The sequence below is a fragment of the Rhodococcus sp. 05-2254-6 genome, assembly GCF_002258565.1.
GTDB lineage: Bacteria > Actinomycetota > Actinomycetes > Mycobacteriales > Mycobacteriaceae > Rhodococcoides.
In genome coordinates this window covers 41,601-64,618 of record NZ_NOZF01000113.1, presented here as the reverse complement: position 1 = coordinate 64,618, position 23,018 = coordinate 41,601, and the positions used below count along the sequence as shown (strand labels likewise).

The following is a 23,018-nucleotide window of genomic DNA, read 5'->3' as shown; positions in this document are numbered from 1 at the left end:
GGACCGTTCACAGGACCCGGCGGTGGTGGGCGATGAAGGTGTGGATGTCGATTAAGGTGGTTCGCGATGACGGCAATGTGGTTCGGCCTTGCGGCAATTGCACTGATGGGTGCAGTGGCGCTGCTCTACATCGACAGGTCCAAGCGAGATCGGTCCGGACGCGTCCGGCAGATGTGGGCCAAGGCGCAGGGGTACGAGTATCGACCGCACGATCGAGAACTGGTCACTCGGTTCTCTCGCGCTGCTCTGTCCAAGCCCGAGTTCGACGTGGCTCTGGGAGTGGTGACCGGTGTTCGGCGCGGTGAGGAGTTCGTTCTCTTCGACGTCGAGGAGACGGGCACCATCGTGGCCGTGCAGCGTTCGGTCGGTTCCGATGTCGACATCGACCTGCGGCCCCGCTCGACGCCGCCGCCGCGCGATGAGGACATGGAACTGCTCGGTTCCATCGGGCCGCGCGTGGTGTTCGCCACCGACGTCGATATCGCTCGCCGTGTCTGCGACCAGCGGATGGCCGCGTTCACCGAGTCCATTCCGGCGAATCTGCAGTTGCTGTGGAGCGAGAAGGACTGGACGCTGGGGTCCCTGCCGCTGAACAGTTCGGGTCGCGATTGGGATGCCGCGATCGACGCGGTCGCACGACTGTCGGGCATGTTGCACGTGCTGCCCCCGGTTCGCGGAAGTGCCGTCTACGGCGCTCGCCCCGGCGATCCCGGCCGCGATCGAAGCGATCCGGGTAGGCCACTGGTCCATGAGCCACATAATCAGCAAGCGGACGTGCCGCACGATCCCCAGCCTCGGGTGGCGGAACCCCGAATCCAGGCGGTGCGAAGCCCGGAGCCACGTGTTGCCGAGCCGAGAACGCCTGCGCCCAAGACACCCGAGCCTCGGATTCGGCCTCCTCGGATAGCCGAGCCCCGTACCCAGGAGCCCCGTACCCCGGAGCCCCGTACCCGAGATCCTCGTACTTCCGAGCCGCGTCCGCAGGAACCCGGACGTAGGCCGCGTCCGCCGCGGCCCGATGCGGCCGGTCCGCAGGCTGCGCGTTCGGCGAATCCGTCGCGTCCAGTGCCGCGTCCGCCTGCGTCGCGTCCGATTCCTTTCGACTCGGAGCGCCGACGCAACCAGCCCTGACGAAAGTTCGGGCGTGTTTACAGGCGCAGGTGCGCTTACGCGGCTAAATTCGTACCTCGTGACGGTTTCTTCGGGTGTTGTCGTGGCAGTGGTGGTCCTGGTCCTGGTCGCGGTTGTCGTGGTCGGTTACGTGCTGATCGCGCTGCGTCGACTCGGTCGGTACAGCGAGCAGACGGAGCAGAGTCTGCGACTGGTCGAGGTCGAACTGGATCGGCGTCACGAGCAGCTGGGCCCGTTCCTCGCGGCCGCGGAGGCCACCGGGCTGTCCGGTGATCTGTTGCGTCAGCTCGGCGGTGCACGGTCGTGGTCCAAGGCCGTGCGCGATCGCAGCCTGGGTCTGCAGGCGCAGGCCGCTGCCGAGAATGCGTTGTCCGCCGCGTTTCATGCTGTGCTCGCCGACGCCGATGCGCGTCAGAATGCGTTGGGCAATTGGGCTTTTCAGGGTCCGGCCGGAGAACTGAACGTCACCGAGCGTCGTATCGCAGGCGCGGTGCGCGTGTACAACGACAACGCGTACCGGTTGTCGCAGGCGGTCGGCACGTTCCCGTCCTCGCTCGTCGCCAGGTCTCGCTCGTTGACCGCACCGGAACCGTTCGTGGAGACCAAGGAATTGCTCGACGAACAGCAGTCGGCCCACATCGCTGCCTAGTGGCAGGAACGGCTCGAGATCCAGCATCGGAGCCGCCGGGAGCGGTCGCGTGAGTCGGTGGGTAAGTTCGTACCGACCTATCGAAGATCCGTGGTGCGACGAGAGGAATCCGAACATGGCCGAGAGTGCCGCGAATTCGGACCGGCAGGAACTGGCCGATTTGGTGAAAGAGCTTGCCGTCGTGCATGGGAAGGTCACGTTGTCGTCGGGCAAGGAAGCCGACTACTACGTGGATCTGCGTCGCGCGACCCTGCATCACCGGGCATGTGCGTTGATCGGTTCGCTGATGCGTGATCTGGTTGCCGATTGGGATTTCGTCTCGGTCGGCGGCTTGACGATGGGCGCAGATCCGGTGGCGATGTCGATCATGCACGCCCAGGGACGGCCGATCGACGCGTTCGTGGTGCGCAAGGCAGCGAAGGCGCACGGCATGCAGCGTCAGATCGAAGGTCCGGACATCGTCGGCAAACGTGTTCTGGTGGTGGAGGATACGACGACGACCGGAAATTCTCCGCTCACTGCCGTGCAGGCTCTGCGAGACGCAGGCGCGACGGTCGTCGGCGTGGCCACGGTGGTCGATCGGGCGACCGGGGCGGACGAGGTCATCGCCGCAGAGGGGCTCGAATATCGATCCCTCCTCGGCCTGGCGGACCTCGGCCTGTAACCCCTGGCTCCGAAAGAGCTTGTCAGCGAACGAGTTGCGCGACGACGACGAAGTTGTCGTCGGTGGGTTCGCCGCCCTGGACGTCGCAGTTTGCGAGGATCAATCGTCCCGGTACCGAGCGTCGGAGTTCGTTGTCCGCGAGCAGAGATCCCTTCGGTAGAGGGCCGACCGATTCGACCGCGTACTGCAAGGTGCCGCTCGGGGTGCGCAACACGACGGTGTCGCTCGGGGTCACTACCCGCAACGCCTTGAACGGGGCGTCACGCTTCGAGTAGTTATGTCCGGCAACCACTACCGTTTGTTCGGTCGAGGTTCCCGGCATGCCGCTCTCGGCCCACCATGCAGGTAGCTCGTCGACCGGGTTGAGTACCTGGCCACTGTCGCCGCCGCGGTAGAGCGGATCGGGATGGATGGGGCTGCTCAGATAGGTCGTGCCGTCCGAGGACCTGAGTTCGATGTGTTCCGGCTGAGCGGGAGCGACATCGCTCGCCGGTGCCGCCACGGAGATCTGTGACTGCACCGGCGAGCGATCCGGCGCGGCGACACCGACTTCGTCACTCGCACAACCTGATACGAGCAGAACGAAGGTCAGGGTCGCCGTCCACAACCAGCGGGTACTACGAGGTGGCATCGGTGGAGCTGCGGCGACGCAGGTAGAACGCTCCGCCTGCAGCCGCGACGACGACCACGCCGACTCCGGCGAGAATCACCGGGGTGTTCGACGAGCTGTCCGATGCGCCCGACGCCTCGTCGGAGGAGTCGCCGAGAGCGAGATCGACCGGCGGCAGATCGCCGGCAACACTGACGACACCGTTCTCGTCGGTGGTGAAGTAGTCCGCGACCGTGAACGAACCGTCCTCGTTCTTGACGCCCACCAGGGAGACTCCGGTCTTGTCGACGACGACGGTGTTCTCGTCGACCTCGGTGACCGGAACGTCCTCGCGGACGGTGTTTCCGAGATTGATCGTCCACTCGAACTTCGGTCCGCTGGCAGCCAATTCGGCGGCTGCGGCCTTCAGATCGGCTTCGGCTTTGGCCTTCTCGTCGGAGTTGGCCTTTGCTGCCGTCGCTTCGTCCTGTGCGGTCTTCAGCGCGGTCGCGGCCTCGGTGGCCTTGGTCTTGGCTGCTGCGGCTGCCTCGGTCTTGAGCTGCAGATCCGCGTCGGCGGCCGTGGCGGCTGCGTTGGCATCGGTCACCGCCTGTGCGGCGTCGGCGGCCGCGGCCTCCAACTCGGCGATATCGGCGTCCGACGGCGCGGCGTCGAGTGCAGCCTGAGCTGCGGTGGCCGCGTCGGCCTTGGCTTCGGCGTCGGCCTTGGCAGCATCGGCTGCCGTCCGGGCGTCGGCTGCGGCCTTCTCGGATTCGGTTTCCTCACCTGCTGCGGCCTCGGCTGCAGCTTCGAGGTTCAAAGCGTTCTGCTCGGCCATCGCGGCCACGGCAGCGGCCGTCTGCGCTTCGACGTGCAGTGCCAGCGACTTCGCTGCGGTCGCGGCTGCGGCCCTGGTGGCCGCAGCGATCTTGGCGAGGTTGAGACTCTTGAACGACTCCTGCAGTGCCGCGACGGAATCCTCGACGGCCTTGGTCGACGCATCTGCCTCGACCTTGGCGCTTGCTGCCAGTTCGGCCTTGGCGTTCGCATCGGCGCGAGCTGCCTCGGCTTCTGCGGTGGCCTCGGGATCGCCCGATACCGCTGCGGCCTCGAGCTGGACGGCAAGCTCCTCGGCTGCGGTCGCGTCGGCTGCGGCCTGGTCCGCTGCAGCGTTGGCCTCGTCGGCGGTGGTCTTCAGCTCGGCAGCGTCGTTCTTGGCTGCGGTGACCGCAGCACTGGCGGCCGTGCTGGCGACCACAGCGGCCTTGGCCTCTGCGGCGGCCGTCTTGGCCTTGACGTCGGCCTCGGCGGCGGCAACCTCTGCCTTGGTGGCGTCGGTGCTCGCGGTGGCCTCGGCGGCCTTGGCGGTCTCGAGCCGCACCTGGGCGGCAGTGGTGGCTTCCACCGCTGCCTTGCTCTCGGCCTCGGCGTCGGCGATCGCCTGCTTCTCGGCGTCGGACAGCTGCGGGATGATGTCCAGGTTGACCGTCGCGGTGCCGTCGTCGTTGAAGACGACGCCACCGGTCACCTGCGGCAGTGGGCGGATGGCCGACGGGACCTCGGGGGCCGGCACTGCCGCTGCGGCGGCAGCTGCGGCGTCTTCAGGGGTGACGGCCGGAGCAGGCGCTTCGATCTGCCCGTCGACGGTGGCCGATCCTTCGACGGTTGCGCCCTCTTCCGCGGTGGGAGCGCCGGATTCGGTGCCTTCTTCGGTGGCGGGCTGTTCGACGGAGGAGCTTTCGGGTGTCTGCTCCTGCGCACTGGCAATTCCCGGTGCGGCGATGGAGAGGGACAGTGCCATGGCGGCCCCGGCAGCGGCGAGGCGCGCCTTCTTGGACCTGGCGATCGACTTCTGCGACATGGAGATTGTGGCCCTTCGGTCAGTGGCAGCATCGTGCTGCACGCACCCGCCCTCCCACGCGGAACGGGTGTAGTTGGTGAGTCACACGAACAACCGTGTTGACGTGACCGTAAACCAACCGGCCGGTCTCGGGAACCGTTCAGGGCTTTACCTGAGAATTGGTTATGAAAGTGTTACTGATGGGACGTATGTGACGAGAGAGATTTGCGACATGAAACGGCGGTCGAGATGCGTACATCTCGACCGCCGCGAAAACCCCGTCGGGCGAACGTATTTCAGTCGCCGACCGTCACCGCACGGGCCTCGTCGATGCTGTGAGGTGCGGGTTCGTGATCGTCGACGTGAGCGAGCACCTTCCGGCCGGTTGCCAACACGACGATGGCCAGAGCAGTGCAGGCGGCACCCACCCAGAACGGGACGTGCATGTTCGACTCGCCGAGTTTGCCGGCCAGGTAGGGAGCCGCGGCCCCGCCGGTGAAGCGAACGAAACTGTAGGCCGCCGATGCCGTCGAACGCTCGACCGGTGCCGAGATCATCACGGTCTCGGTGATCAGCGTGTTGTTGACGCCGAGGAACAACCCGGCCACGACGGTTCCCACGATGAGGACGATTTTGTTCTCGGTGAACATCGCCATGACGGCCAGGTCGACGGCGAACAGCAGCAGCGCGAGCATCATCATGTTCAGCGTTCCGAAGGCCCGCTGCAGCTTCGGCGCGATGAACACCGACGCCACGGCCAGGCACAGGCCCCAGCCGAAGAAGATGAAGCCGATGGAGTAGGTGCCCATGTCCAACGGGAAGGGGGTGTAGGCGAGAAGGGTGAAGAATCCGTAATTGTAGAGCAGCGCGGTGATGCCGACAGTGAGCAGACCGCGGTGACGAAGCGCGCGAAACGGATCGAGGATCGACGTGGTGCGGGCGGGCTTCGGGGTGTCCGGGAGCATGACGATGAGAAGGATGAACGCGACGGCCATCAGTGCGGCGACGCCGAAGAACGGTCCGCGCCAGCTGAACCCGCCGAGAACTCCACCGACGAGAGGGCCGGTCGCGATACCGATACCGAGTGCTGCCTCGTAGAGGATGATCGCGCGAGCGACACCTCCCGATGCGGCACCGACGATGGTCGACAGCGCCGTCGCGATGAACAGGGCGTTGCCCAGCCCCCAGCCTGCGCGGAATCCGATGATCTCGCCGACCGATCCGGACGTGCCTGCCAAGGCTGCGAAGACGACGATGATCGCCAGTCCCACCAGCAGCGTGCGCTTGGGGCCGAAGCGACTCGACACCACTCCGGTGATCAGCATCGCGATGCCGGTGACGAGCATGTAGCTGGTGAACAGCAGTGACACCTGCGACGGCGAGGCGTCGAGCTGTTCACCGATGGGCTTGAGGATGGGGTCCACGAGACCGATACCCATGAAGGCGATGACGCTGGCGAATGCAACTGCCCATACTGCGCGAGGTTGCTTCAGCAGGCTGTCGGTTGAGGTGCTGGTGGTCACGAAAGAGTTCCTCTCGTTTCGTGATCGACGGGCTCGAGGATGCTGCGAAGCTCGCTCAAGCCGTCGGTCAGTTTCTGGATCTGTTCTGGGTCGCGGTCGGACAGGTACGGCAGAAGTCCGTCGGCGAGGTGGCGTCGACCTTCGGCGAGCCATCGGTGGCCGGCCTCGGTCATCTCGATGAGAACGGCACGCGAATCGTCGGGGTCGGGTCGCCTGGTGACGAGATCGGCGTTGCTCAACTTGGCGAGCAGCGCCGTTGCCGAGGGTTGGGAACAGCGGTCCAGCTCTGCGAAGGTGCTGATGCGCAGGGGCTGGTACTCCTCGAGCAACGACAGGGCCCGCATCCACGCCCTCGGCCATTCGTCGCTGCCGAACCGTGCGGCCAATCGGACGAAGCGCGACGAGCTGGTGACCAGCTGCGAGAGGAGATCTCGGATGTCTTCGTCGGAGTGACTCACCGATTTATTGTTACATACACTAACTATCTATCGCAAAGCGCGCTCGAGCCCAGGGAGATGGACGAGCTCGGATCAGTGTTGCCGCAGCAGATCGGCGATCTCGCGGTCCCACTCGGCGTCCCGTCGACCGTCGTAGCGGAAGCGCATCAGTTGGTAGGCGCCGATGAGAACGGATGCCACGAGCACCCAGCTGCCGATGGCGTTGAAAATGGATGCGGCGACGACATCCGACGAGGTCAGGGGGCGCATACTCAGATCGCCGCTGTTGTCGACCCAGATCTGCGTGGTGGTCCCGGCAGGCGATCCGGTGTCGACGCTGACGCGTCCGGTGTGCTCGACGCCTCGGTAGACCCAGCGTGAGTCGACGGCAGTTGCGGCTGCGCCGGATGCGCCGAGCTCGGTGGATACGGCGGGCACGGATTCCGCAACGGCCGTCGTGGTCGCGGTGACCTGGTGAATCGAATTCTTCTGGTCTTCGAGTCGCTGCTGTTGGTCGGAGTGGGCGGTGGCACCGATCCACAGCGACACCGGAACCATGAGTATCAGCAGTGTGGTCACCCAGCGCTTGATGCGCGCCTGACGAACGTCGCAGTCGCGGAGCAAAGGGTTGGGATTGCCGGCGAAGGCGGATCGTCCCGAACTGTCCTGCCCGGTGAGTTTGCGGCGCATGATGGTCCCCACTACCTCGATATGATCCGACCGACCTCTCCACGATGGCGACGCGACCTGCGAGTATCAAGCGATAGGGGTCAGCGTCACATGTGACTTGCGCTGTGACGAGATTGTCGGTGGAGGTCTGCGATGGTTGTCGGTCGGGTTCGGCGGGCTCGTGCAGCCGCGCTGGTGGCGGGTGCGGTGACCGTGGTCGGTGCGGCGGCGGGGTCGATGCCCGTGCAGCGTATGGCCAAGCCTCTGATCGTCCCGGCGCTGGCGAGCGGGCTCGATCCGGCGCGAGATCGGGTGCTCCTGGCGGGTCTTGCGGCGGCCACGGTCGGCGATGTTCTGTTGATCGACCCCGACGACGATTCCGCTCTGGAATGGGGCGCGCGTGCGTTCGCGGTGATGCAGGGCAGTTATACGTATCTGCTGCTCCGTCGGGGTGCGCGTCCGACGCTGCTCGACGCCGCTCCGCGATACGCCGGATGGGCAGTCGCATCGACGCTTCTGGCCAGGCGGCAGCCCGCGGTGGCGTCGACCCTGGCCGGCTACGGTGCGGTGCTCGCGACCACGTCGACCCTGTCTGCGCGTTCGGTCTCGCGCGGCGGCGATCGCAGGCTGATCATCGGCGGTCTTCTGTTCACCGTCTCCGACGCGCTGATCGTGTTCAGACGGCTCTTTCTGACCGAGGACCGTCGGCGGCGCGCCGCGGAAGCGGTCATCCTCTCGACCTATGTGGCGGCGCAGGTCCTACTCGTCGAGGCCCTGGCTTCGAGGTAGAAGCAGTACCCGCTCGCGGTGGGCAGGGTCGACGCGAACGGCGATGACGGTGCCCGGCTCGAATCGTGAGCTGTCCGAACGTGGGATGTCGTAGACGATCTTGCCGAAGTAGCTGCCCGAGCCCGGCACGGTGAATTCGAGATCCAACTCGGCGGTGTCGTCGTCGATCCGGCGGATGGCATCGACCGTCGCCCACCCCTCCACGCCGTGTTCGATCAGTTCCTTCTGCTCACGTGTGGGGCGTCCGGCGATCAGCATGGCCAGTCCGAGAACTGCGCCGAATCCGGCGACCAGGGCTGCCAACTGATACGGAAGCGTTCCCGGTGGGGTGCGGTCCCTCAACCAACCGATCCAGATCGCCAGCACAAGGGCGTAGCCGATCGTCACGACGACGACGGATCGCACGATTCTCGCGTTGTTCACTTCGGTGCTCCTACGCCGCCGAAAGCGGCCGTTGGATATTCGACGATAGGGGGTTACCGGTAAGTAGGGTTACATGTACGGTGATCGATGTGACTCGACCAACTGTCTTCATCTCAGGCGCAGCTGCCGGTATCGGCCGCGCGACGGCCCTCAAGTTCGCCGCCAGTGGCTACCTCGTCGGTGCCTACGACATCGACGAGACCGGCTTGGCATCGCTCGGCAAGGAAGCTGCCTCGCTCAGCGGCCGTGTGGTCACCGGCATCTTGGATGTAACCAACTCCGACCAGTGGGAAACCCGGTTGAAGGAGTTCGTCTCCGAGGGCGACGGTCGACTCGACATTCTGATCAACAACGCCGGAATCCTCGCCGCGGGCGCTTTCGAGGACATGCCGCTTTCGGTGCACCGCCGTCAGATCGACATCAACGTCAACGGGGTCGTCTACGGCACCCTCGCGGCTTTCCCGTACCTCAAGGACACGGCAGGCGCGCAGGTCGTCAACCTGTGTTCGGCGTCGGCCATCTACGGTCAGCCCGAGTTGGTGACGTACGGCGCAACCAAGTTCGCGGTACGCGGCATCACCGAGGCGTTGGATCTCGAGTGGAGCAAGTACGACATCTCCGTCAAGGCCATGTGGCCGCTGTTCGTCCAGACTGCGATGACCCAGGGCGTGTCGACGGGCACCACGAGTTCGTTGGGTGTCCGGCTCACCGTCAAAGACGTGTCCGACGCGATCTTCGACGCGACCCGTCCCGTCAAGCGCCGGTTGCACAAGGTGCATTTCCCGGTCGGCTTGCCGTCCAAGGCGCTCTCGCTCGGCTCGCGCTTCTCGCCCGCGTGGCTCACCCGCGAGGTCAACCGGCGCCTGAGCCACACCTAGAACTCGTCGCCGAACGATGCCGGCCCTGACGCCGGTATCGTCGGTCTTTCGAGCAATCGGTGTCGAAAGGTGGGTCGGGGTTTCTTCATGCTGAGTACGTGGGGTTCGAGTAGGTTGCGTTCGAGCAGGGCAAGGCGAATGGGTCGGTTACGAGCCTTGTCGGTGGGAATCGGGGCCGCGGCGCTCGTTCTCGCCGGTTGCAGCAGTGAGTCCGCTGCCCAGCCTCCGCCGCAGCCGTCGACCACCACTCTCGCGCCGACGACGACAACGGCAACCACCACTCCTGCACCGGTGACGACGACGGAAGAAGCGCTCCCGCCGCCCCCGCCTCCGGTCGAGCCGCCGCCCACCGCAGAACCGCAGACGACGTACGCCGCCATCGGCGGCGCGTTCTACTTCAGTTCCCCCGACGGTCTGTTCCAGTGCGGAATCGTGCCGCTGTCGAACCGCACCGAGGCCGGGTGTCAGGGCACCACCACTCCGGTGCCGCCGCGTCCGGAGGACTGCATGATCAACTGGGGCAACGGTATTCGAGTCACCAATCAAGGGCCGGCTGCCTTCATGTGCTCCGGCGGCGTGGTCTACACCTCGGGTGGGGAAACGATCGATCCACCGCTCGCGGTCGGGGCGACCATCGCCGAGAACGGATTCACCTGCACGTCCGCCGAGAACGGCATCTCGTGCGTCGACGATGCGACCGGACACGGATTCCGCATCGCACCGGACAGCAACGAAATCTATTGAGCAGCGACAGCACTCCTCCGTCGGACGACGCCGGCCCCACCGAGTGGGGCGAGAACCCCAACGGCGTCGGACCGTGGTCCGACACCCACGCCGAACCACCACCCGACGACCCACGGTTGGACCCGGAACTGCTCGCAGACGGTGACCGCCGCAACGTCGTCGACGCCTACCGCTACTGGCGGCGCGAGGCCATCGTCGCCGATATCGACACCCGACGGCATTCGCTGCACGTCGCCATCGAGAACTTCACCAACGACGCCAACATCGGGACGGTGGTGCGCACTGCGAACGCCTTCGCCGCCCAGGCGGTGCACATTGTCGGGCGACGTCGGTGGAACCGCCGCGGTGCCATGGTCACCGACCGCTACCAGCACATCCACCACCACGACACGGTGGAAGCGCTGATGGCGTTCGCCGCGGAGCAAGGCCTCGTCGTCGTGGCCGTCGACAACACCCCGGGGTCGGTACCGATCGAGACGGCGGAGTTGCCGCGCGACTGCCTGCTGCTCTTCGGACAAGAGGGACCGGGCGTCACCGACACTGCCCGCGCATCGGCGTCGATGACAGTATCGATCGCCCAGTTCGGTTCCACCCGCAGTATCAATGCCGGGGTTGCCGCGGGAATTGCCATGCACTCGTGGATTCGGCGGCATGCCGACATCGATACTGCGTGGTGACACCACAGCGGGTTCCGGAACGGTTTCGGGGCGGTTTCCGGGGCGGGATGTAACGAATCTGCAACGGTAGTGGCAGGATTGCAGGTATGCAGGAGTTGTGGTCGCAGCGTGCGGACGCCGCGGAGGGGGCCGTCGTCGCGCGGCACATGCGTCGGCTCTGGGGGCTACCGGGCACGACATTGGGAGTCGTCGCCTGGCCACCGGTCCGGAAGGAACGGATGTTCCTGCGCTGGCACTACTGGTGGCAGGCCCACCTGCTCGACTGCGCGGTCGACGCCGCAGATCGCGACCTCACCCCCAAGCGCCGTCGGCGACTGAACAAGATCACCCGAGCGCACCGAACCCGCAACGTCAGCGGGTGGACCAACAACTACTACGACGACATGGCGTGGCTCGGGTTGGCGCTCGAACGGGCGCAGCGGAAGCACTTCGTCGGCAATCGCGGTGGCATCCAGCAGATCGAGATGGAATTGTTCGACGCCTGGGCTCCGGCCGAGGGCGGCGGCATTCCGTGGCGCAAGAAGTCCGACTTCTACAACGCACCCGCCAACGGTCCGGCCGCGATCTTGTTGGCGCGCACCGGTCGGCTGTGGCGTGCCCAGGAGATGGCCGACTGGATGGACCACACCCTCAGGGACGAGCGCACGGGGCTGATTCTCGACGGAATGCATTCCACTCGCGCACTCGTCGACGCCGGCAAACCCGGTGAGATGGAACGCGCCGTGTACAGCTACTGCCAGGGCGTCACGTTGGGCCTCGAGACCGAACTCGCAGTTCGGCTCGGCGAACCCAGGCACGCGCAGCGAGTCCACGCTCTGGTCGACGCAGTCGACAACCACCTGACCCGCAACCTCGTCATCACCGGCGGCGGTGGGGGAGACGGCGGCCTGTTCAACCCGATCCTCGCGCGGTACCTGGCGATGGTCGCGGTGAAGCTGCCCGGGGACTCCGACGCCGACGACCGGGCTCGCGAACTCGCAGCTGCGATCGTGCTGAACTCGGCCGAAGCAGCGTGGGAGAACCGCCTCGAAGTGGAAGACAACCCGCTGTTCGGAGCCGACTGGACCCGCGAAGCCCGATTCCCTGGACAAGGTCTGCACATCGCCAGCTTCACCGAAGGAACGGTCCGACCGTCCGACGTACCCGAGCGAGACCTGTCGGTCCAACTGGGCGGATGGATGCTCATGGAAGCCGCATACCGCGTCGCAGCTGCAGGTTTCTGAGTCGCTACTCCACGACCTCTTCGACCTCGATGGTCTCTTCGGGGCGTGCCATTTCCTTGCGGTACTGCCAGATGCCGAGTCCGGTTCCGACGACCAGCAGCACGACCATGCCGATGAGGACGGCGGGCATCAGCCACGGGATTCCGTCGATGAACGAGCCGAAGTAGAACCCGATCAGCAACAGCACCGGAGCCCAGATGATGGCACCGAGCGTGCTGGCGATCGTGTACTTGCGGTGATCCATCTTCGCGGCACCGGCGACGAGCGGACACAGGGTGCGCACCCAGGGGATCCATCGCGCGACCAGCACCGCCCAGAATCCGTGCTTCTCGAGCAGGAGATTGACCTTGTGCAGATTCTTGGTGTTGAGGTATTTACCGTTCTTGCGGGCCACCAGCGTCGAACCCGTGCGGTGACCGATCGAGTACCCCACCTGATTGCCGGCGATGGCGGCGACCATCGCACCGAGCGACAGCGCCCAGATGTGACCGGTGCCCGACGCGTGGGTCGCCATCACGATTCCTGCCGTGATCAGCATCGAATCTCCCGGCAGGAACAATCCGATGATCACCGCGCATTCGATGAACACGAAAGTCATGACGATGATCCACACGACGAGGGGGCCTGCTGTCTCCAGCGGACCGAAACTGCCGACGGCCTGAACGGAGACGGTCGGAAGCGCAGTGGTAATCGACGACATGGACTCGATCACTTTCGGAAGATCTCGATCAGGACTTGGTGTCCGGGGCGTCTGCCTCGATCATGTCGGTGGCCTCCCCGAGCGGAGTCTTGCGGGCCTTGATCATGCGCTTGCCGACCTCGATGACGATGGGCAGTACGGAGACGGCGACGATGATCAGGAAGATGATGTCGACGTGGTCGCGGATGAACGCGATCTGCCCGAGCAGGTAACCGAGGGTGGTCACACCCGCGCCCCAGAGCACGCCGCCGACGACGTTGTAGGTGAGAAACAGTGAGTACTTCATGTGCGACGCACCCGCGACGACCGGTGCGAACGTACGCACGATCGGCACGAAGCGCGCCAGGATGATGGTGATCGGACCGTGCTTCTCGAAGAATATGTGCGATTCGTCGATGTACTTCTTCTTGAAGAAGCGCGAATCGTTGCTCTTGAAGAGGGCTGCGCCGCCCTTCGTGCCGATCAGATAGCCGACCTGATCACCGAGGATTGCCGCAATCGGAATCAGGATCACCAGAGTCCAGATGGACGCGAACGGCTCGATCTCGGTGGACTTCGACGCTGCGATCAACCCGGCCGTGAAGAGGAGAGAATCGCCTGGGAGCAGCGGAAAGAGCAGCCCGGACTCGATGAACACAACCAGCAGCAGCCCGATCAGCACCCAGTGACCGAAGGAGTTGAGCAGGTTCACGGGGTCGAGAAATCCAGGTAACAACGCCAGATTGGTCGTCACCGATTCCGAGGTAGCTAGAAGACTCACCGCGCCCACACTACCGGCCTGAACCGGGAAGTCCCTCAGTAGTTGGTGTCGCCCGGCTGTGAACACGCTGCCCTGTTCGATCTCCCGCGTAATGACCTCAGCGATGTGGGTACGCACGACACCGGGCCCGGAGGTTGCCATACTGCACAGGACACAACCGAACTTTTCAATGGAGGAATGACGCCGTGCCTATCGCAACTCCCGAGGTCTACGCCGAGATGCTGGGCCGGGCGAAGGAACACAAGTTCGCCTTTCCGGCAATCAACTGTGTGGGTTCCGAGTCCATCAACGCCGCCATCAAGGGCTTCGCCGACGCGGGTAGCGACGGCATCATTCAGTTCTCGACCGGTGGAGCCGAGTTCGGCTCGGGACTGGGCATCAAGGACATGGTCGTCGGCGCTGTGGCGCTCGCCGAGTTCGCGCACGTGATCGCCGCCAAGTACGACGTCACCATCGCTCTGCACACCGACCACTGCCCCAAGGACAAGCTGGACACCTACGTTCGGCCGCTCATCGCGATCTCGCAGGAGCGCGTCGACGCAGGCAAGAACCCGCTGTTCCAGTCGCACATGTGGGACGGCTCGGCCATCCCGATCGACGAGAACCTCGAGATCGCCAAGGACCTGCTCGCCCGCGCGGCGGCAGCGAACATCATTCTCGAGGTCGAGATCGGTGTCGTCGGCGGCGAGGAAGACGGCGTCGAGGCGGAGATCAACGACAAGCTCTACACCTCCAACGAGGACTTCCTCAAGACCGTCGAGGCCCTCGGCGCAGGCGACGCGGGCTCGCGCTACCTGCTGGCGGCGACGTTCGGCAACGTGCACGGCGTCTACAAGCCGGGCAACGTCAAGCTCAAGCCGTCGGTGCTGGCGGACGGCCAGAAGGTCGCGTCGGAGAAGCTGGGCCTGGCATCGGGTTCCAAGCCGTTCGACTTCGTCTTCCACGGCGGATCTGGATCGGCGAAGAGCGAGATCGAAGAGGCTCTCGAGTACGGCGTGGTGAAGATGAACGTTGACACCGACACCCAGTACGCGTTCAGCCGTCCCATCGCCGGACACTTCTTCTCCAACTACGACGGCGTTCTGAAGGTCGACGGCGAGGTCGGCAACAAGAAGGCCTACGACCCGCGCAGCTACCTCAAGAAGGCAGAGGCCGGCATGACCGCCCGCGTCGTCGAGGCCTGCAACGACCTCAAGTCCGCCGGACGCAGCGTGAGTGCCGGCTAGAGCGGGCAAGCCCGCACGTGCGCGGAAACTCGTATCAGGCCACGAGGTAGGAGTGGAGCCTGCGGAACGACCCGCAGGCTCCGCCGCGCACATGCAGCGTCAGCTGCACACCTTCCACTGATCGCCCTCGAGGCGCAGGTCGAAGGTGCGCGGCGATCGATCGTTCGGATTGGCCTCGGTGTGCGCGATGACCTGGGCGATCGCGGTGGTGTCGTCGCCGACCTGGATGGCGTCGATGCTGTCGAGGGTCGGGATGTTGCCCTGCTCGGCCGAGACGCGGTGGACATCGGTGAATTCCGCGTCCGGGATGTCTCGGTAGAACGTCGCGAGGTCACCGCACGAGGTACTGCGCAGCGTGGCGAGGTCGCCGTCGGCCAATGCGCGGGTGAACGACTCGACGGTCGTTCTGATCCGGGCCTCCGGGGAGTCGTCGACGCTCGTGCGGTCGATCAGAAGATACGCACCGGCGGCGACTGCCGCGACCACGACAACTACAGCCACCAGCGCCGCCCACCACTTCTTCCGACTCGGTTTGCCGGGTTCGGTCGGCGGGGGTCCGACGCGCTGGGGACCGACCTGCTTCGGTCTCGGTTGCCGCGGCTCGATCTTCCTCGGCCCGACCGGCTGCGGCACGGCGGCTGGCGATTTCTTCTCTGCTGCAACATCTTTCGCCGGCGCGCCGGACGAGTTTCGCGGCGGGATACGACGCGGGGCTGCAGTCGGCTTCGCGACCGGCTTCGATTCCGCTGCTGCCGGTTCCTCGGCTGGGGCGGTGGCGATCTTCTCGGTCGGAGGGTCGGCGGGCTCGTCGATCTGCTTCTTCTTGCCCAGGTCGATCTTCTCGGTGGCTGCGTCGGCCTCGGAGGGCGCCTTCTTCTTCTCGTCCGGCATGCGTTCTCCCTCGTTCACCGAATTCATCCGAGAACTCGGAGGTTCTCGATTTCGTCAGCTGGCAGCCTATCGACCGGGTGTGCCGCTCGCCGCGAGCGCCACCGGGGGTGTTCGGACACGATTCGGTGACGTAAGGGCACAATGAGCGCCATGACTTCTTTCGGTGATCTGCTCGGACCCCAACCCACACTGTTGCCCGGAGACGACGAGGCCGAATCCGCGCTGCTGAACCACGAAGCGCCCGAGGCCGTCGCGGCGGCGCATCCGACGGCGTCCATCGCGTGGGCCTACCTGGCCGAGGCCGCCCTCGAGTCCGGTGCCACCATCACGGCGTACGCCTATGCTCGTACCGGTTACCACCGAGGTCTGGACCAGTTGCGTCGTAACGGATGGAAGGGATTCGGGCCGGTCCCGTACAGCCATGAGCCCAACCGAGGATTCCTCCGATGCGTCGCAGTCCTCGCCAAAGCGGCCCGCGACATCAACGAGCACGACGAGTACGCCCGCTGCCTCGACCTCCTCGAAGACTGTGACCCCAAGGCAGCAGAAGCGCTCGGCCTGGGCTGACCGGGCCCGCGCCAGCCGGGTGCGCGGCCGAACCCGAGTGAAATCGGGCAGCGCTCGGCTGAAGTTGTCGCTGCTGCCCATCATTCAGTGCGCGTTGGCGGCAGGTGTGGCGTGGTTCGTCGCGACGGACATCGTCGGTCACGAGAGCCCGTTCTTCGCGCCGATCGCCGCTGTAGTCTCACTGGGCGTCTCGCTCGGTGCGCGGGTGCGCCGATCGGCCGAGCTCGTCGTCGGAGTGACGGTGGGCATCGGCATCGGAGATCTGCTGATCTCACTGATCGGCAGCGGTCCGTGGCAGATCGCTCTTGTCGTGGTGTTGGCGATGTCGGCTGCGGTGTTCCTCGACGGCGGCCCGATCATCGCGATGCAGGCCGGATCGTCCGCCGTGCTGGTCGCGACACTCATTCCACCCGGCAACATGGGTGGCCCCAACCGCATGGTCGACGCGTTGGTCGGCGGCCTGGTGGGCATCGCGATCGTGGCGTTGATCCCGACGCATCCGGTGTGGCGGGCCCGTAAGGATGCGGCGAGCGTGTTGGCGACGGCTGCGAGTGTGTTGCAGAAGGTGGCCGACGGTTTGGTGGCGAACGATCCCAAGCCGATCGAGGAGGCGTTGCGCAAGGCGCGTGCGACGCAGTCCGGTATCGATGCTCTGCGGACCGACCTCAAGGGCGGCCGGGAGATCGCGCGAATTTCTCCGATGTACTGGAATCACCGCAATCGTCTTGCGGCGCTCGCGGCTACGGCCGATCCCATCGACAACGCCGTCCGCAATATTCGGGTGCTCGCGCGCCGGTCGCTGACGTTGGTGCGCGACGACGAGATTCTCGATCCGCGTGTCGTCGACGAGGTGGAGAAGTTGGCGCATGCGGTGGAGGTGTTGCGGCAGATGATCCTCGCCGATCCGGGACAGAAGCCCGACGCGGCAGAAGCGGCGCGAGTGTTGAGGTCGGTTGCGGCCGGTGCCAAGCCGGAGTTGATCTCGAACGCCGGTCTGTCGGCGACGGTGGTGTTGGCGCAGTTGCGATCGATCATCGTCGACCTGCTGCAGGTCGCCGGGCTCAAGCGTATTTCTGCCTTGGCGACACTTCCGCCGACGGTGGACCATCCGCACGTCCCGCCGGAGTTGTGACCCGAGCACACCATTGCATATATGCGTATGTACGCATATGGTGACTTCCGGAAGTCGACATCGGTCACCAGGGGGAGTCATGGGCGCGGGTCACGGGCACAGCCACGGCGTGGGCGGTCACTCGCCTGCAGGTGCGGGGCCGCCCAGGTCTCGGGTGCGCAAGATGGTCGTTGCGCTGGCGATCCTGGTGGTGTTCCTCGTCGTCGAGGCAACCGTCGCCTTGGCTATCGGGTCGCTCGGCCTGCTTGCCGACGCCGGCCACATGCTCACCGATGTGCTCGGCATGTCGATGGGTCTGATTGCGTTGATGCTCGCTCGCAAGGGAAGTGCCGCAGCGGCAAGAACATTCGGCTGGCATCGGGCAGAGGTGTTGACCGCCATCGCAAATGCGGTTCTGTTGCTCGGTGTTGCGGCATTCATCATGTACGAGGCGATTTCACGCATCGGCGACGCTCCTGAAATCCCCGGCGTACCACTGATTCTCACCGCGACGGCCGGTCTCGCGGCCAACATTGTCGTGATGCTGCTCATTCGCGGCGACGCCAAGGATTCCCTGGCCGTCCGCGGTGCGTACATGGAGGTTCTGGCCGATGCGGTCGGTAGTGTCGGCGTGCTCGTGGCCGGCGTGCTGATGGTCGTGTTCGGGTGGACGTGGGCGGACATCGTCGTCGGCGTCCTGATCTCGCTGTGGGTCATTCCGCGTGCGATCAAGCTCGCCGGGTCGGCGCTGCGCATCCTCACCCAGGCGAGCCCGGCAAATGTCGACGTCGACGCGCTGACCGGCGACCTGAGTGCGCTACCGGGCGTGACGGGGGTGCACGACCTGCACGTGTGGACGCTCACCACCGGAATGGATGTGGCCACGGTGCACCTCGAGTGCGAGGGGTCGTCGTCGATGGTGCTCGATCGTGCCAAGTCGCTGCTGTCCGGCTACGGCCTCGACCACGCCACGGTGCAGGTCGAACCCGCCGCGCACGGCCGAACCTGCAAGGAAGAGCTCACCTGGTGACGGTGTGTACGTCGGAGCCGGGACGCCACACGTCGATCTGCATGTGATCGTCCACCAGCGAGGTCAGTACGACCTCGGTGATGTCGAGATCGAACACGTGATAGGGCACCAGCTCGCCCGGCGCGGCGTCGAATATCGGTTGCAGCACAGCAGGATCGGTGATTTCGACGGCACGCCCGCCGATCTTCGCGTCCCCGCCCTCCATCGAATGGTGACCCGGATTGCTGTGCAGCGCGAACCGTCCGTCGCGCTGCAGATCTCGAGCTTTGACGGCACCGAGCATCGAGCCGAGACGCAGTACGCCGCTGTCGTCGAACTCGACCTCGGTTCCGCTGACGCGCGGTGAGCCGTCCACCCGGAGCGTCGCGAGTACATGGTGCTTGTGGGCGGTGAATCTGGCGCGCACCGCCGATGCCAGGCTCGGTGCTGCCGTCGAGAAGTCGTTCCACGTCGTCATGGGGAAATTATGCGACCGACCACCGACACACTCGGGAAAGTCTGCACAGAACCTGCCTGCATCGACGCAACACCGTCGATCGCGCTCGATACTGTGCACTTCTGCCCGCTGCTCCTGGATGAACCAGCCGTCACAGCCAGAATCGCATCAGGTAGTTGCCGTTGCCTGCGAAGAACTCGGGAACACCGGACAGCCCGAACAGGGTGTAGATCGCACCGAAGAACACGGAGTTGACTGCTGGCACGAACAGCAACGCGACGAGAACGAGGATTCCGTAGCCCTTGAACTGGTTCAGCGATGCACGGGTGGCGGGCGAGAGCGAGGGCTCGAGTGCGGCGTAGCCGTCGAGTCCGGGTACCGGAATCAGGTTCAGGATCGTGGCCATGATCTGCAGGAACGCCAGGAAGCTGAGCCCGTACCAGAAGGCCTGATGAGTGCCGTCGGTACCGAAACTGCGAATGACGATCAGGAGTGCCACGGCGACAACGGCATTGGCGAAGGGGCCGGCGAGGGCGATGCGCCGCTGCGTGGACGCCGAGAACTGGCCGGTCCGCAGGTACACGGCCCCGCCCGGAAGTCCGATTCCGCCGATCGCGATGAACACCACCGGCAGGACGATCGAGAGCAGCGGGTGAGTGTACTTCAGCGGGTTGAGCGTCAGATAGCCGCGGAGTTCGACCTCTCGGTCGCCGGCGCGGAATGCGGTGAATGCGTGACCGAATTCGTGCAGGCACACCGAGGCGATCCAGCCGGCCAATACCAGAACGAACACTCCGAGGCGCGCGGTGAACGACGTGACGTCCTCGGCCGTCCACGCGAGTGCGCCGCCCACTCCCGCGATTGCGAGAACGGCAACGAACACCGGGCTCGGCAGAACGGGACTGCGGTGCAGCGGAACGGTCATCGGACCAGTAGCCACTCTTCGTGGTGACGATAGAACGTAGACCGCTTCACCGTTCTGTCGCCGGCGATGCCGTCGCGCATCAGGTCTGCGGCGGGGGAGCCGAGCTGCATCGCCCGTCCGCTCACCCAGCGGCGAGGCAGAAATCGTCGACGGCTGATCACTCGCGCGCGCAGCCCCGGCAGTTCCGGGGTCGGTGCCACCTCGACGCCGGGTACGACTCCGGAGAACAACCGAGTGTCGTCGACGTACGCCTCGCCCTCGAGTTCCGCGCCGCCGGCACCGCCGAGGAGCGCCCGACCGACAACGGCCTTGCCTGCGTCGTCGCGAATGAGGGGTGTGCTCGACGCCTTGCCCGTCAGTGCCACCTTTGCGGCACGGGATCCGGTTCCGAGCTTGTAGATGTGGGCGGCGTCGGTTGCGGTCTCCGGTACGAACGCGACTTCGACGTGCAGACGATCGGTGCGCATCAATCGGGTCAGTACGGCTGCCAGGGACGCGTCGCTGCCCAGGACGATGATGCGGGGGGCCGGTGCGGATTCGATGTCGGAGAAGATCGCGCTGCAGTCGTCGTCTGTCGGTACTGCATCGGCGGTGCGCAGTGGGACGTCGGTCAGCGTGATCGGCAACGGCGGATTTCCGCAGTGCAGAACGAACGGTGTCACGGCGCTCCTAGATCTTCGTCGAACCCTCGAACGACCATAGTGCCCTCGTTTCGGCTCCACCGTAGCGGCATGCGGGCCAGCTCACCGCCTCGGCTAGACTGTTCCCCCGGCCACTGTCGCGCCTGCGGCAAATGGTGACGGCTGCGTTCGATCGAGCAGTATTTGCAGCGCGTCCTCGCACGAAAGCAACGTAGGAGAGCACATGCCGGCGATAGTCCTGATCGGCGCCCAGTGGGGCGACGAGGGCAAAGGCAAAGCCACCGACCTGTTCGGCGAACGCCTTCAGTGGGTCGTTCGCTACCAGGGCGGCAACAACGCCGGTCACACCGTCGTCCTTCCGAACGGCGACAAGTTCGCGTTGCACCTGATCCCGTCGGGAATTCTCACGCCCGGCGTGAAGAACGTCATCGGCAACGGCGTCGTCGTGGACCCGGGTGTGCTGCTCACCGAGCTCGAAGGCCTCGAGAAGCGTGACGTCGATACCACGAACCTGCTGCTCAGTGCCGATGCGCACCTGATCATGCCGTACCACGTCGCCATCGACAAGGTGACCGAACGCTTCCTCGGTGCCAAGAAGATCGGAACCACCGGCCGCGGTATCGGGCCCTGCTATCAGGACAAGATCGCTCGCGTCGGCGTCCGCGCAGCCGATGTGCTGGACGAGAAGATCCTGACCCAAAAGGTCGAGGCCGCACTGGAATTCAAGAACCAGGTGCTCTCGAAGATCTACAACCGGCGGGCGCTGGACTCACAGCAGGTGGTCGACGAGGTGCTCGAGCAGGCCGAGGGCTTCAAGCACCGCATCACCGACACCAGGTTGCAGCTGAACCTCGCACTCGAGCGCGGCGAGACCATCTTGCTCGAGGGGTCGCAGGGCACCCTGCTCGACGTCGACCACGGCACCTATCCTTACGTCACGTCCTCGAACCCGACTGCGGGCGGCGCATCGGTCGGTTCCGGCATCGGCCCCAACAAGATCGGGACCGTCCTCGGCATCCTGAAGGCGTACACGACGCGTGTCGGCTCGGGACCGTTCCCGACGGAGTTGTTCGACAATTACGGTGAGTACTTGGCCAAGCAGGGCGGCGAGGTGGGCGTCACCACCGGGCGTGCTCGACGCACCGGCTGGTTCGACGCCGTCATCGCGCGATACGCCACCCGCGTCAACGGCATCACCGATTACTTCCTGACCAAGCTCGACGTGCTCTCCAGCCTGGACACGGTGCCCATCTGTGTCGCGTACGACGTCGACGGCGTCCGGCACGACGAAATGCCGATGACGCAGACCGGTTTCCATCACGCCAAGCCGATCTACGAAGAGATGCCCGGTTGGTGGGAAGACATCTCCGGTGCCCGCACGTTCGAGGAACTGCCGATCAACGCACAGAACTACGTGCTGCGTCTCGAAGAGCTCTCGGGTGCGTACATGTCGTGCATCGGAGTCGGGCCGGGTCGCGACGAAACCATCGTTCGCCGCGACATTCTGCGGTAGGCAACCACTGCGAAATTCAGGCCCCGAGGCGTAATGCCTCGGGGCTTTTTCGTGCCCGGATGCGCCGTCGATTGTCGACTCCGCACATCGGGCAGAAACAGCGGAGCGGGTAGCAAAAATGAGGACGAAATCGTTTCGTCCGCTGTAATCGGACGCGCGACCTGGGGTGATCCGCCGCAAGGTGGCAGTTTTCGTAATTCGAGTAGCTTTACATGGCGAGATCATGTGTAAACCAAAAGTATGAAAAATGCGGCCGAACATTCCCTCGGACTTTTACCTTCACTTGGGTAACGGCCTAGGAGGTCGTTCCGAAACAATGGGCATCGCACCAGTTGCGGAGGCCTCTTCGGATGGCCGACCGCCCCACATCCGGGTCACCTCCCCCTCCGGCCTCACGAACAGGGCCACCGAAGAAAGCGACAACGAATGAACAAGGCAACCAAAGGCGCCATAGCCGCGGGGGCGGCAGCTGTACTGCTGCTCGGCGGTTTGGGCTCCTATGCGCTGTGGCAGGACACCGAAACGGTGACCGGAGGCGAGATCAACTCCGGCGAACTCTATTTCGATCCGGTCGCAAATACTGCGAACTGGACAGAGACGACGTCCGGGACGGTAATCGGAACCGACCCCTCTGGCTTCCTCATCGTGCCGGGCGACGTGCTTGAATACACGACCGACTACAACGTCACCTGGGCTGGAAACAATCTTCTTGCAAGCATCACCGCCGACTTCGCCGACGTTACGGGTGATGCCGAGCTTGAAGCGGCTTTGGCCGGTGCAACGGTGTCAGTCAACGGTGGCCCGAACGTGCCGAACGGCGATCCGGTGAGCCTGCCGCTCGGGGCTACATCGCCAACTCTCATCACTGTCGCTGTCACGATCCCGTTCGATATCGATACCGGCGGACTCATCGCGCAAGATGAGAGCGTCAGCCTCGCTGACATCACCCTCACGCTCGACCAGGTTCGTCCCTGACCGGTAG

Annotated in this window: 26 protein-coding genes; 14 read left to right on the top strand and 12 right to left on the bottom strand. The window is 65.0% G+C overall.

Annotated features, from left to right (window positions below):
- The first annotated feature begins 66 nt into the window (after positions 1 to 66).
- The 3 genes from CH256_RS14800 to pyrE all read left to right on the top strand — a co-directional run bounded on the left by CH256_RS14800 (position 67) and on the right by pyrE (position 2,444).
- A complete protein-coding gene (locus CH256_RS14800) occupies positions 67 to 1,131 on the top strand; it encodes a hypothetical protein (RefSeq protein ID WP_068053860.1) in 1,065 nt (354 codons plus the stop codon).
- A 58-nt stretch (positions 1,132 to 1,189) separates the two neighbouring features.
- Positions 1,190 to 1,780 (top strand): LemA family protein, encoded by a 591-nt coding sequence (locus CH256_RS14795; RefSeq protein ID WP_256989443.1) that lies wholly within the window; start codon positions 1,190 to 1,192, stop codon positions 1,778 to 1,780.
- A 115-nt stretch (positions 1,781 to 1,895) separates the two neighbouring features.
- A complete protein-coding gene (gene pyrE / locus CH256_RS14790; protein ID WP_094669939.1) occupies positions 1,896 to 2,444 on the top strand; it encodes an orotate phosphoribosyltransferase in 549 nt (182 codons plus the stop codon).
- A 22-nt stretch (positions 2,445 to 2,466) separates the two neighbouring features.
- On the opposite strand, the gene CH256_RS14785 is transcribed toward pyrE, so the two are convergent.
- The 5 genes from CH256_RS14785 to CH256_RS14765 form a co-directional block, all read right to left on the bottom strand.
- The gene (locus CH256_RS14785) at positions 2,467 to 3,075 is read right to left on the bottom strand and encodes a class F sortase (RefSeq protein ID WP_094669938.1); all 609 of its coding nucleotides are present in this window, start codon (positions 3,073 to 3,075) and stop codon (positions 2,467 to 2,469) included.
- On the bottom strand, positions 3,062 to 4,894 hold the full coding sequence (locus CH256_RS14780) for a hypothetical protein (RefSeq protein WP_068053877.1): 1,833 nt from the start codon (positions 4,892 to 4,894) through the stop codon (positions 3,062 to 3,064). The genes CH256_RS14785 and CH256_RS14780 overlap by 14 nt, the downstream gene beginning before the upstream one ends.
- A 275-nt stretch (positions 4,895 to 5,169) precedes the next feature.
- Positions 5,170 to 6,396 carry an MFS transporter gene (locus CH256_RS14775; protein ID WP_068053880.1) on the bottom strand — a complete coding sequence of 409 codons (1,227 nt, stop codon included), beginning with the start codon at positions 6,394 to 6,396 and terminating at the stop codon, positions 5,170 to 5,172.
- Entirely contained in the window at positions 6,393 to 6,854 is a 462-nt protein-coding gene (locus CH256_RS14770; RefSeq protein ID WP_094669937.1) for a MarR family winged helix-turn-helix transcriptional regulator, read from the bottom strand. The genes CH256_RS14775 and CH256_RS14770 overlap by 4 nt, the downstream gene beginning before the upstream one ends.
- A 72-nt stretch (positions 6,855 to 6,926) precedes the next feature.
- Positions 6,927 to 7,523, bottom strand: coding sequence for an Rv1733c family protein (locus CH256_RS14765; protein ID WP_143536580.1), 597 nt, complete (start codon positions 7,521 to 7,523; stop codon positions 6,927 to 6,929).
- A gap of 132 nt (positions 7,524 to 7,655) precedes the next feature.
- On the opposite strand from CH256_RS14765, the gene CH256_RS14760 reads away from it, so the two are divergent.
- The gene (locus tag CH256_RS14760; protein WP_094640949.1) at positions 7,656 to 8,291 is read left to right on the top strand and encodes a lysoplasmalogenase family protein; all 636 of its coding nucleotides are present in this window, start codon (positions 7,656 to 7,658) and stop codon (positions 8,289 to 8,291) included.
- Here the strand turns inward: CH256_RS14760 and CH256_RS14755 are convergent.
- Entirely contained in the window at positions 8,262 to 8,714 is a 453-nt protein-coding gene (locus CH256_RS14755) for a hypothetical protein (RefSeq protein ID WP_094640950.1), read from the bottom strand. The genes CH256_RS14760 and CH256_RS14755 overlap by 30 nt on opposite strands.
- An 89-nt stretch (positions 8,715 to 8,803) precedes the next feature.
- Between CH256_RS14755 and CH256_RS14750 the strand changes: the two genes are divergently transcribed.
- The 4 genes from CH256_RS14750 (at position 8,804) to CH256_RS14730 (ending at position 12,236) form a co-directional block, all read left to right on the top strand.
- A complete protein-coding gene (locus CH256_RS14750) occupies positions 8,804 to 9,592 on the top strand; it encodes an SDR family oxidoreductase (protein WP_068053942.1) in 789 nt (262 codons plus the stop codon).
- A 138-nt stretch (positions 9,593 to 9,730) separates the two neighbouring features.
- Complete coding sequence (locus CH256_RS14740) at positions 9,731 to 10,336, top strand: DUF6636 domain-containing protein (RefSeq protein WP_176460420.1); 606 nt, start codon at positions 9,731 to 9,733, stop codon at positions 10,334 to 10,336.
- Positions 10,333 to 11,013: a TrmH family RNA methyltransferase gene (locus CH256_RS14735; RefSeq protein ID WP_094640953.1), complete on the top strand. Its 681-nt coding sequence runs from the start codon at positions 10,333 to 10,335 to the stop codon at positions 11,011 to 11,013. The genes CH256_RS14740 and CH256_RS14735 overlap by 4 nt, the downstream gene beginning before the upstream one ends.
- A gap of 86 nt (positions 11,014 to 11,099) precedes the next feature.
- On the top strand, positions 11,100 to 12,236 hold the full coding sequence (locus CH256_RS14730; RefSeq protein WP_094640954.1) for a glycoside hydrolase family 76 protein: 1,137 nt from the start codon (positions 11,100 to 11,102) through the stop codon (positions 12,234 to 12,236).
- 4 nt (positions 12,237 to 12,240) lie between these two features.
- Here CH256_RS14730 and CH256_RS14725 read toward each other — a convergent pair whose 3' ends face one another.
- Both CH256_RS14725 and CH256_RS14720 read right to left on the bottom strand, forming a co-directional pair.
- Positions 12,241 to 12,936, bottom strand: a complete 696-nt coding sequence (locus tag CH256_RS14725) for a DedA family protein (protein WP_068053945.1) — start codon at positions 12,934 to 12,936, stop codon at positions 12,241 to 12,243.
- A gap of 28 nt (positions 12,937 to 12,964) precedes the next feature.
- Positions 12,965 to 13,705, bottom strand: a complete 741-nt coding sequence (locus CH256_RS14720) for a VTT domain-containing protein (RefSeq protein ID WP_373454826.1) — start codon at positions 13,703 to 13,705, stop codon at positions 12,965 to 12,967.
- Positions 13,706 to 13,881: 176 nt separating this feature from the next.
- On the opposite strand from CH256_RS14720, the gene fbaA reads away from it, so the two are divergent.
- Positions 13,882 to 14,922: a class II fructose-bisphosphate aldolase gene (fbaA, locus tag CH256_RS14715; protein ID WP_068053901.1), complete on the top strand. Its 1,041-nt coding sequence runs from the start codon at positions 13,882 to 13,884 to the stop codon at positions 14,920 to 14,922.
- Between the two features lie 99 nt (positions 14,923 to 15,021).
- Here fbaA and CH256_RS14710 read toward each other — a convergent pair whose 3' ends face one another.
- The gene (locus CH256_RS14710; RefSeq protein ID WP_255183035.1) at positions 15,022 to 15,813 is read right to left on the bottom strand and encodes an Rv0361 family membrane protein; all 792 of its coding nucleotides are present in this window, start codon (positions 15,811 to 15,813) and stop codon (positions 15,022 to 15,024) included.
- Between the two features lie 150 nt (positions 15,814 to 15,963).
- Here CH256_RS14710 and CH256_RS14705 point away from each other — a divergent pair, with 150 nt between their 5' ends.
- From CH256_RS14705 to CH256_RS14695, 3 genes are all read left to right on the top strand, one after another.
- A complete protein-coding gene (locus tag CH256_RS14705; RefSeq protein ID WP_068053907.1) occupies positions 15,964 to 16,380 on the top strand; it encodes a DUF3151 domain-containing protein in 417 nt (138 codons plus the stop codon).
- 37 nt (positions 16,381 to 16,417) lie between these two features.
- Complete coding sequence (locus CH256_RS14700) at positions 16,418 to 17,512, top strand: FUSC family protein (RefSeq protein ID WP_094640956.1); 1,095 nt, start codon at positions 16,418 to 16,420, stop codon at positions 17,510 to 17,512.
- Positions 17,513 to 17,591: 79 nt separating this feature from the next.
- Entirely contained in the window at positions 17,592 to 18,521 is a 930-nt protein-coding gene (locus CH256_RS14695; protein WP_094640957.1) for a cation diffusion facilitator family transporter, read from the top strand.
- Here CH256_RS14695 and CH256_RS14690 read toward each other — a convergent pair.
- The 3 genes from CH256_RS14690 to CH256_RS14680 all read right to left on the bottom strand — a co-directional run bounded on the left by CH256_RS14690 (position 18,511) and on the right by CH256_RS14680 (position 20,544).
- Positions 18,511 to 18,978 (bottom strand): pyridoxamine 5'-phosphate oxidase family protein, encoded by a 468-nt coding sequence (locus tag CH256_RS14690; RefSeq protein WP_068053912.1) that lies wholly within the window; start codon positions 18,976 to 18,978, stop codon positions 18,511 to 18,513. The two genes, CH256_RS14695 and CH256_RS14690, sit on opposite strands and share 11 nt — an antisense overlap.
- Before the next feature lie 130 nt (positions 18,979 to 19,108).
- A complete protein-coding gene (locus CH256_RS14685) occupies positions 19,109 to 19,882 on the bottom strand; it encodes a site-2 protease family protein (protein WP_094640958.1) in 774 nt (257 codons plus the stop codon).
- Positions 19,879 to 20,544 carry a hypothetical protein gene (locus CH256_RS14680; protein WP_068053919.1) on the bottom strand — a complete coding sequence of 222 codons (666 nt, stop codon included), beginning with the start codon at positions 20,542 to 20,544 and terminating at the stop codon, positions 19,879 to 19,881. The genes CH256_RS14685 and CH256_RS14680 overlap by 4 nt, the downstream gene beginning before the upstream one ends.
- 202 nt (positions 20,545 to 20,746) lie before the next feature.
- Between CH256_RS14680 and CH256_RS14675 the strand changes: the two genes are divergently transcribed.
- Both CH256_RS14675 and CH256_RS14670 read left to right on the top strand, forming a co-directional pair.
- Entirely contained in the window at positions 20,747 to 22,036 is a 1,290-nt protein-coding gene (locus CH256_RS14675; RefSeq protein WP_094640959.1) for an adenylosuccinate synthase, read from the top strand.
- A gap of 426 nt (positions 22,037 to 22,462) precedes the next feature.
- A complete protein-coding gene (locus CH256_RS14670) occupies positions 22,463 to 23,011 on the top strand; it encodes an alternate-type signal peptide domain-containing protein (RefSeq protein WP_094640960.1) in 549 nt (182 codons plus the stop codon).
- The last annotated feature ends 7 nt before the right edge of the window (positions 23,012 to 23,018 follow it).

Bases quoted from the DNA above. Each gene is read 5' to 3' on its own strand.
- CH256_RS14800 (WP_068053860.1), top strand. From the start codon at position 67: ATGACGGCAATGTGGTTCGGCCTTGCGGCAATTGCACTGATGGGTGCA.
- pyrE (WP_094669939.1), top strand. From the start codon at position 1,896: ATGGCCGAGAGTGCCGCGAATTCGGACCGGCAGGAACTGGCCGATTTG.
- CH256_RS14785 (WP_094669938.1), bottom strand. From the start codon at position 3,075: ATGCCACCTCGTAGTACCCGCTGGTTGTGGACGGCGACCCTGACCTTC.
- CH256_RS14780 (WP_068053877.1), bottom strand. From the start codon at position 4,894: ATGTCGCAGAAGTCGATCGCCAGGTCCAAGAAGGCGCGCCTCGCCGCT.
- CH256_RS14765 (WP_143536580.1), bottom strand. From the start codon at position 7,523: ATGCGCCGCAAACTCACCGGGCAGGACAGTTCGGGACGATCCGCCTTC.
- CH256_RS14760 (WP_094640949.1), top strand. From the start codon at position 7,656: ATGGTTGTCGGTCGGGTTCGGCGGGCTCGTGCAGCCGCGCTGGTGGCG.
- CH256_RS14740 (WP_176460420.1), top strand. From the start codon at position 9,731: ATGGGTCGGTTACGAGCCTTGTCGGTGGGAATCGGGGCCGCGGCGCTC.
- CH256_RS14730 (WP_094640954.1), top strand. From the start codon at position 11,100: ATGCAGGAGTTGTGGTCGCAGCGTGCGGACGCCGCGGAGGGGGCCGTC.
- CH256_RS14725 (WP_068053945.1), bottom strand. From the start codon at position 12,936: ATGTCGTCGATTACCACTGCGCTTCCGACCGTCTCCGTTCAGGCCGTC.
- CH256_RS14710 (WP_255183035.1), bottom strand. From the start codon at position 15,813: ATGCCGGACGAGAAGAAGAAGGCGCCCTCCGAGGCCGACGCAGCCACC.
- CH256_RS14705 (WP_068053907.1), top strand. From the start codon at position 15,964: ATGACTTCTTTCGGTGATCTGCTCGGACCCCAACCCACACTGTTGCCC.
- CH256_RS14695 (WP_094640957.1), top strand. From the start codon at position 17,592: ATGGGCGCGGGTCACGGGCACAGCCACGGCGTGGGCGGTCACTCGCCT.
- CH256_RS14690 (WP_068053912.1), bottom strand. From the start codon at position 18,978: ATGACGACGTGGAACGACTTCTCGACGGCAGCACCGAGCCTGGCATCG.
- CH256_RS14685 (WP_094640958.1), bottom strand. From the start codon at position 19,882: ATGACCGTTCCGCTGCACCGCAGTCCCGTTCTGCCGAGCCCGGTGTTC.
- CH256_RS14675 (WP_094640959.1), top strand. From the start codon at position 20,747: ATGCCGGCGATAGTCCTGATCGGCGCCCAGTGGGGCGACGAGGGCAAA.
- CH256_RS14670 (WP_094640960.1), top strand. From the start codon at position 22,463: ATGAACAAGGCAACCAAAGGCGCCATAGCCGCGGGGGCGGCAGCTGTA.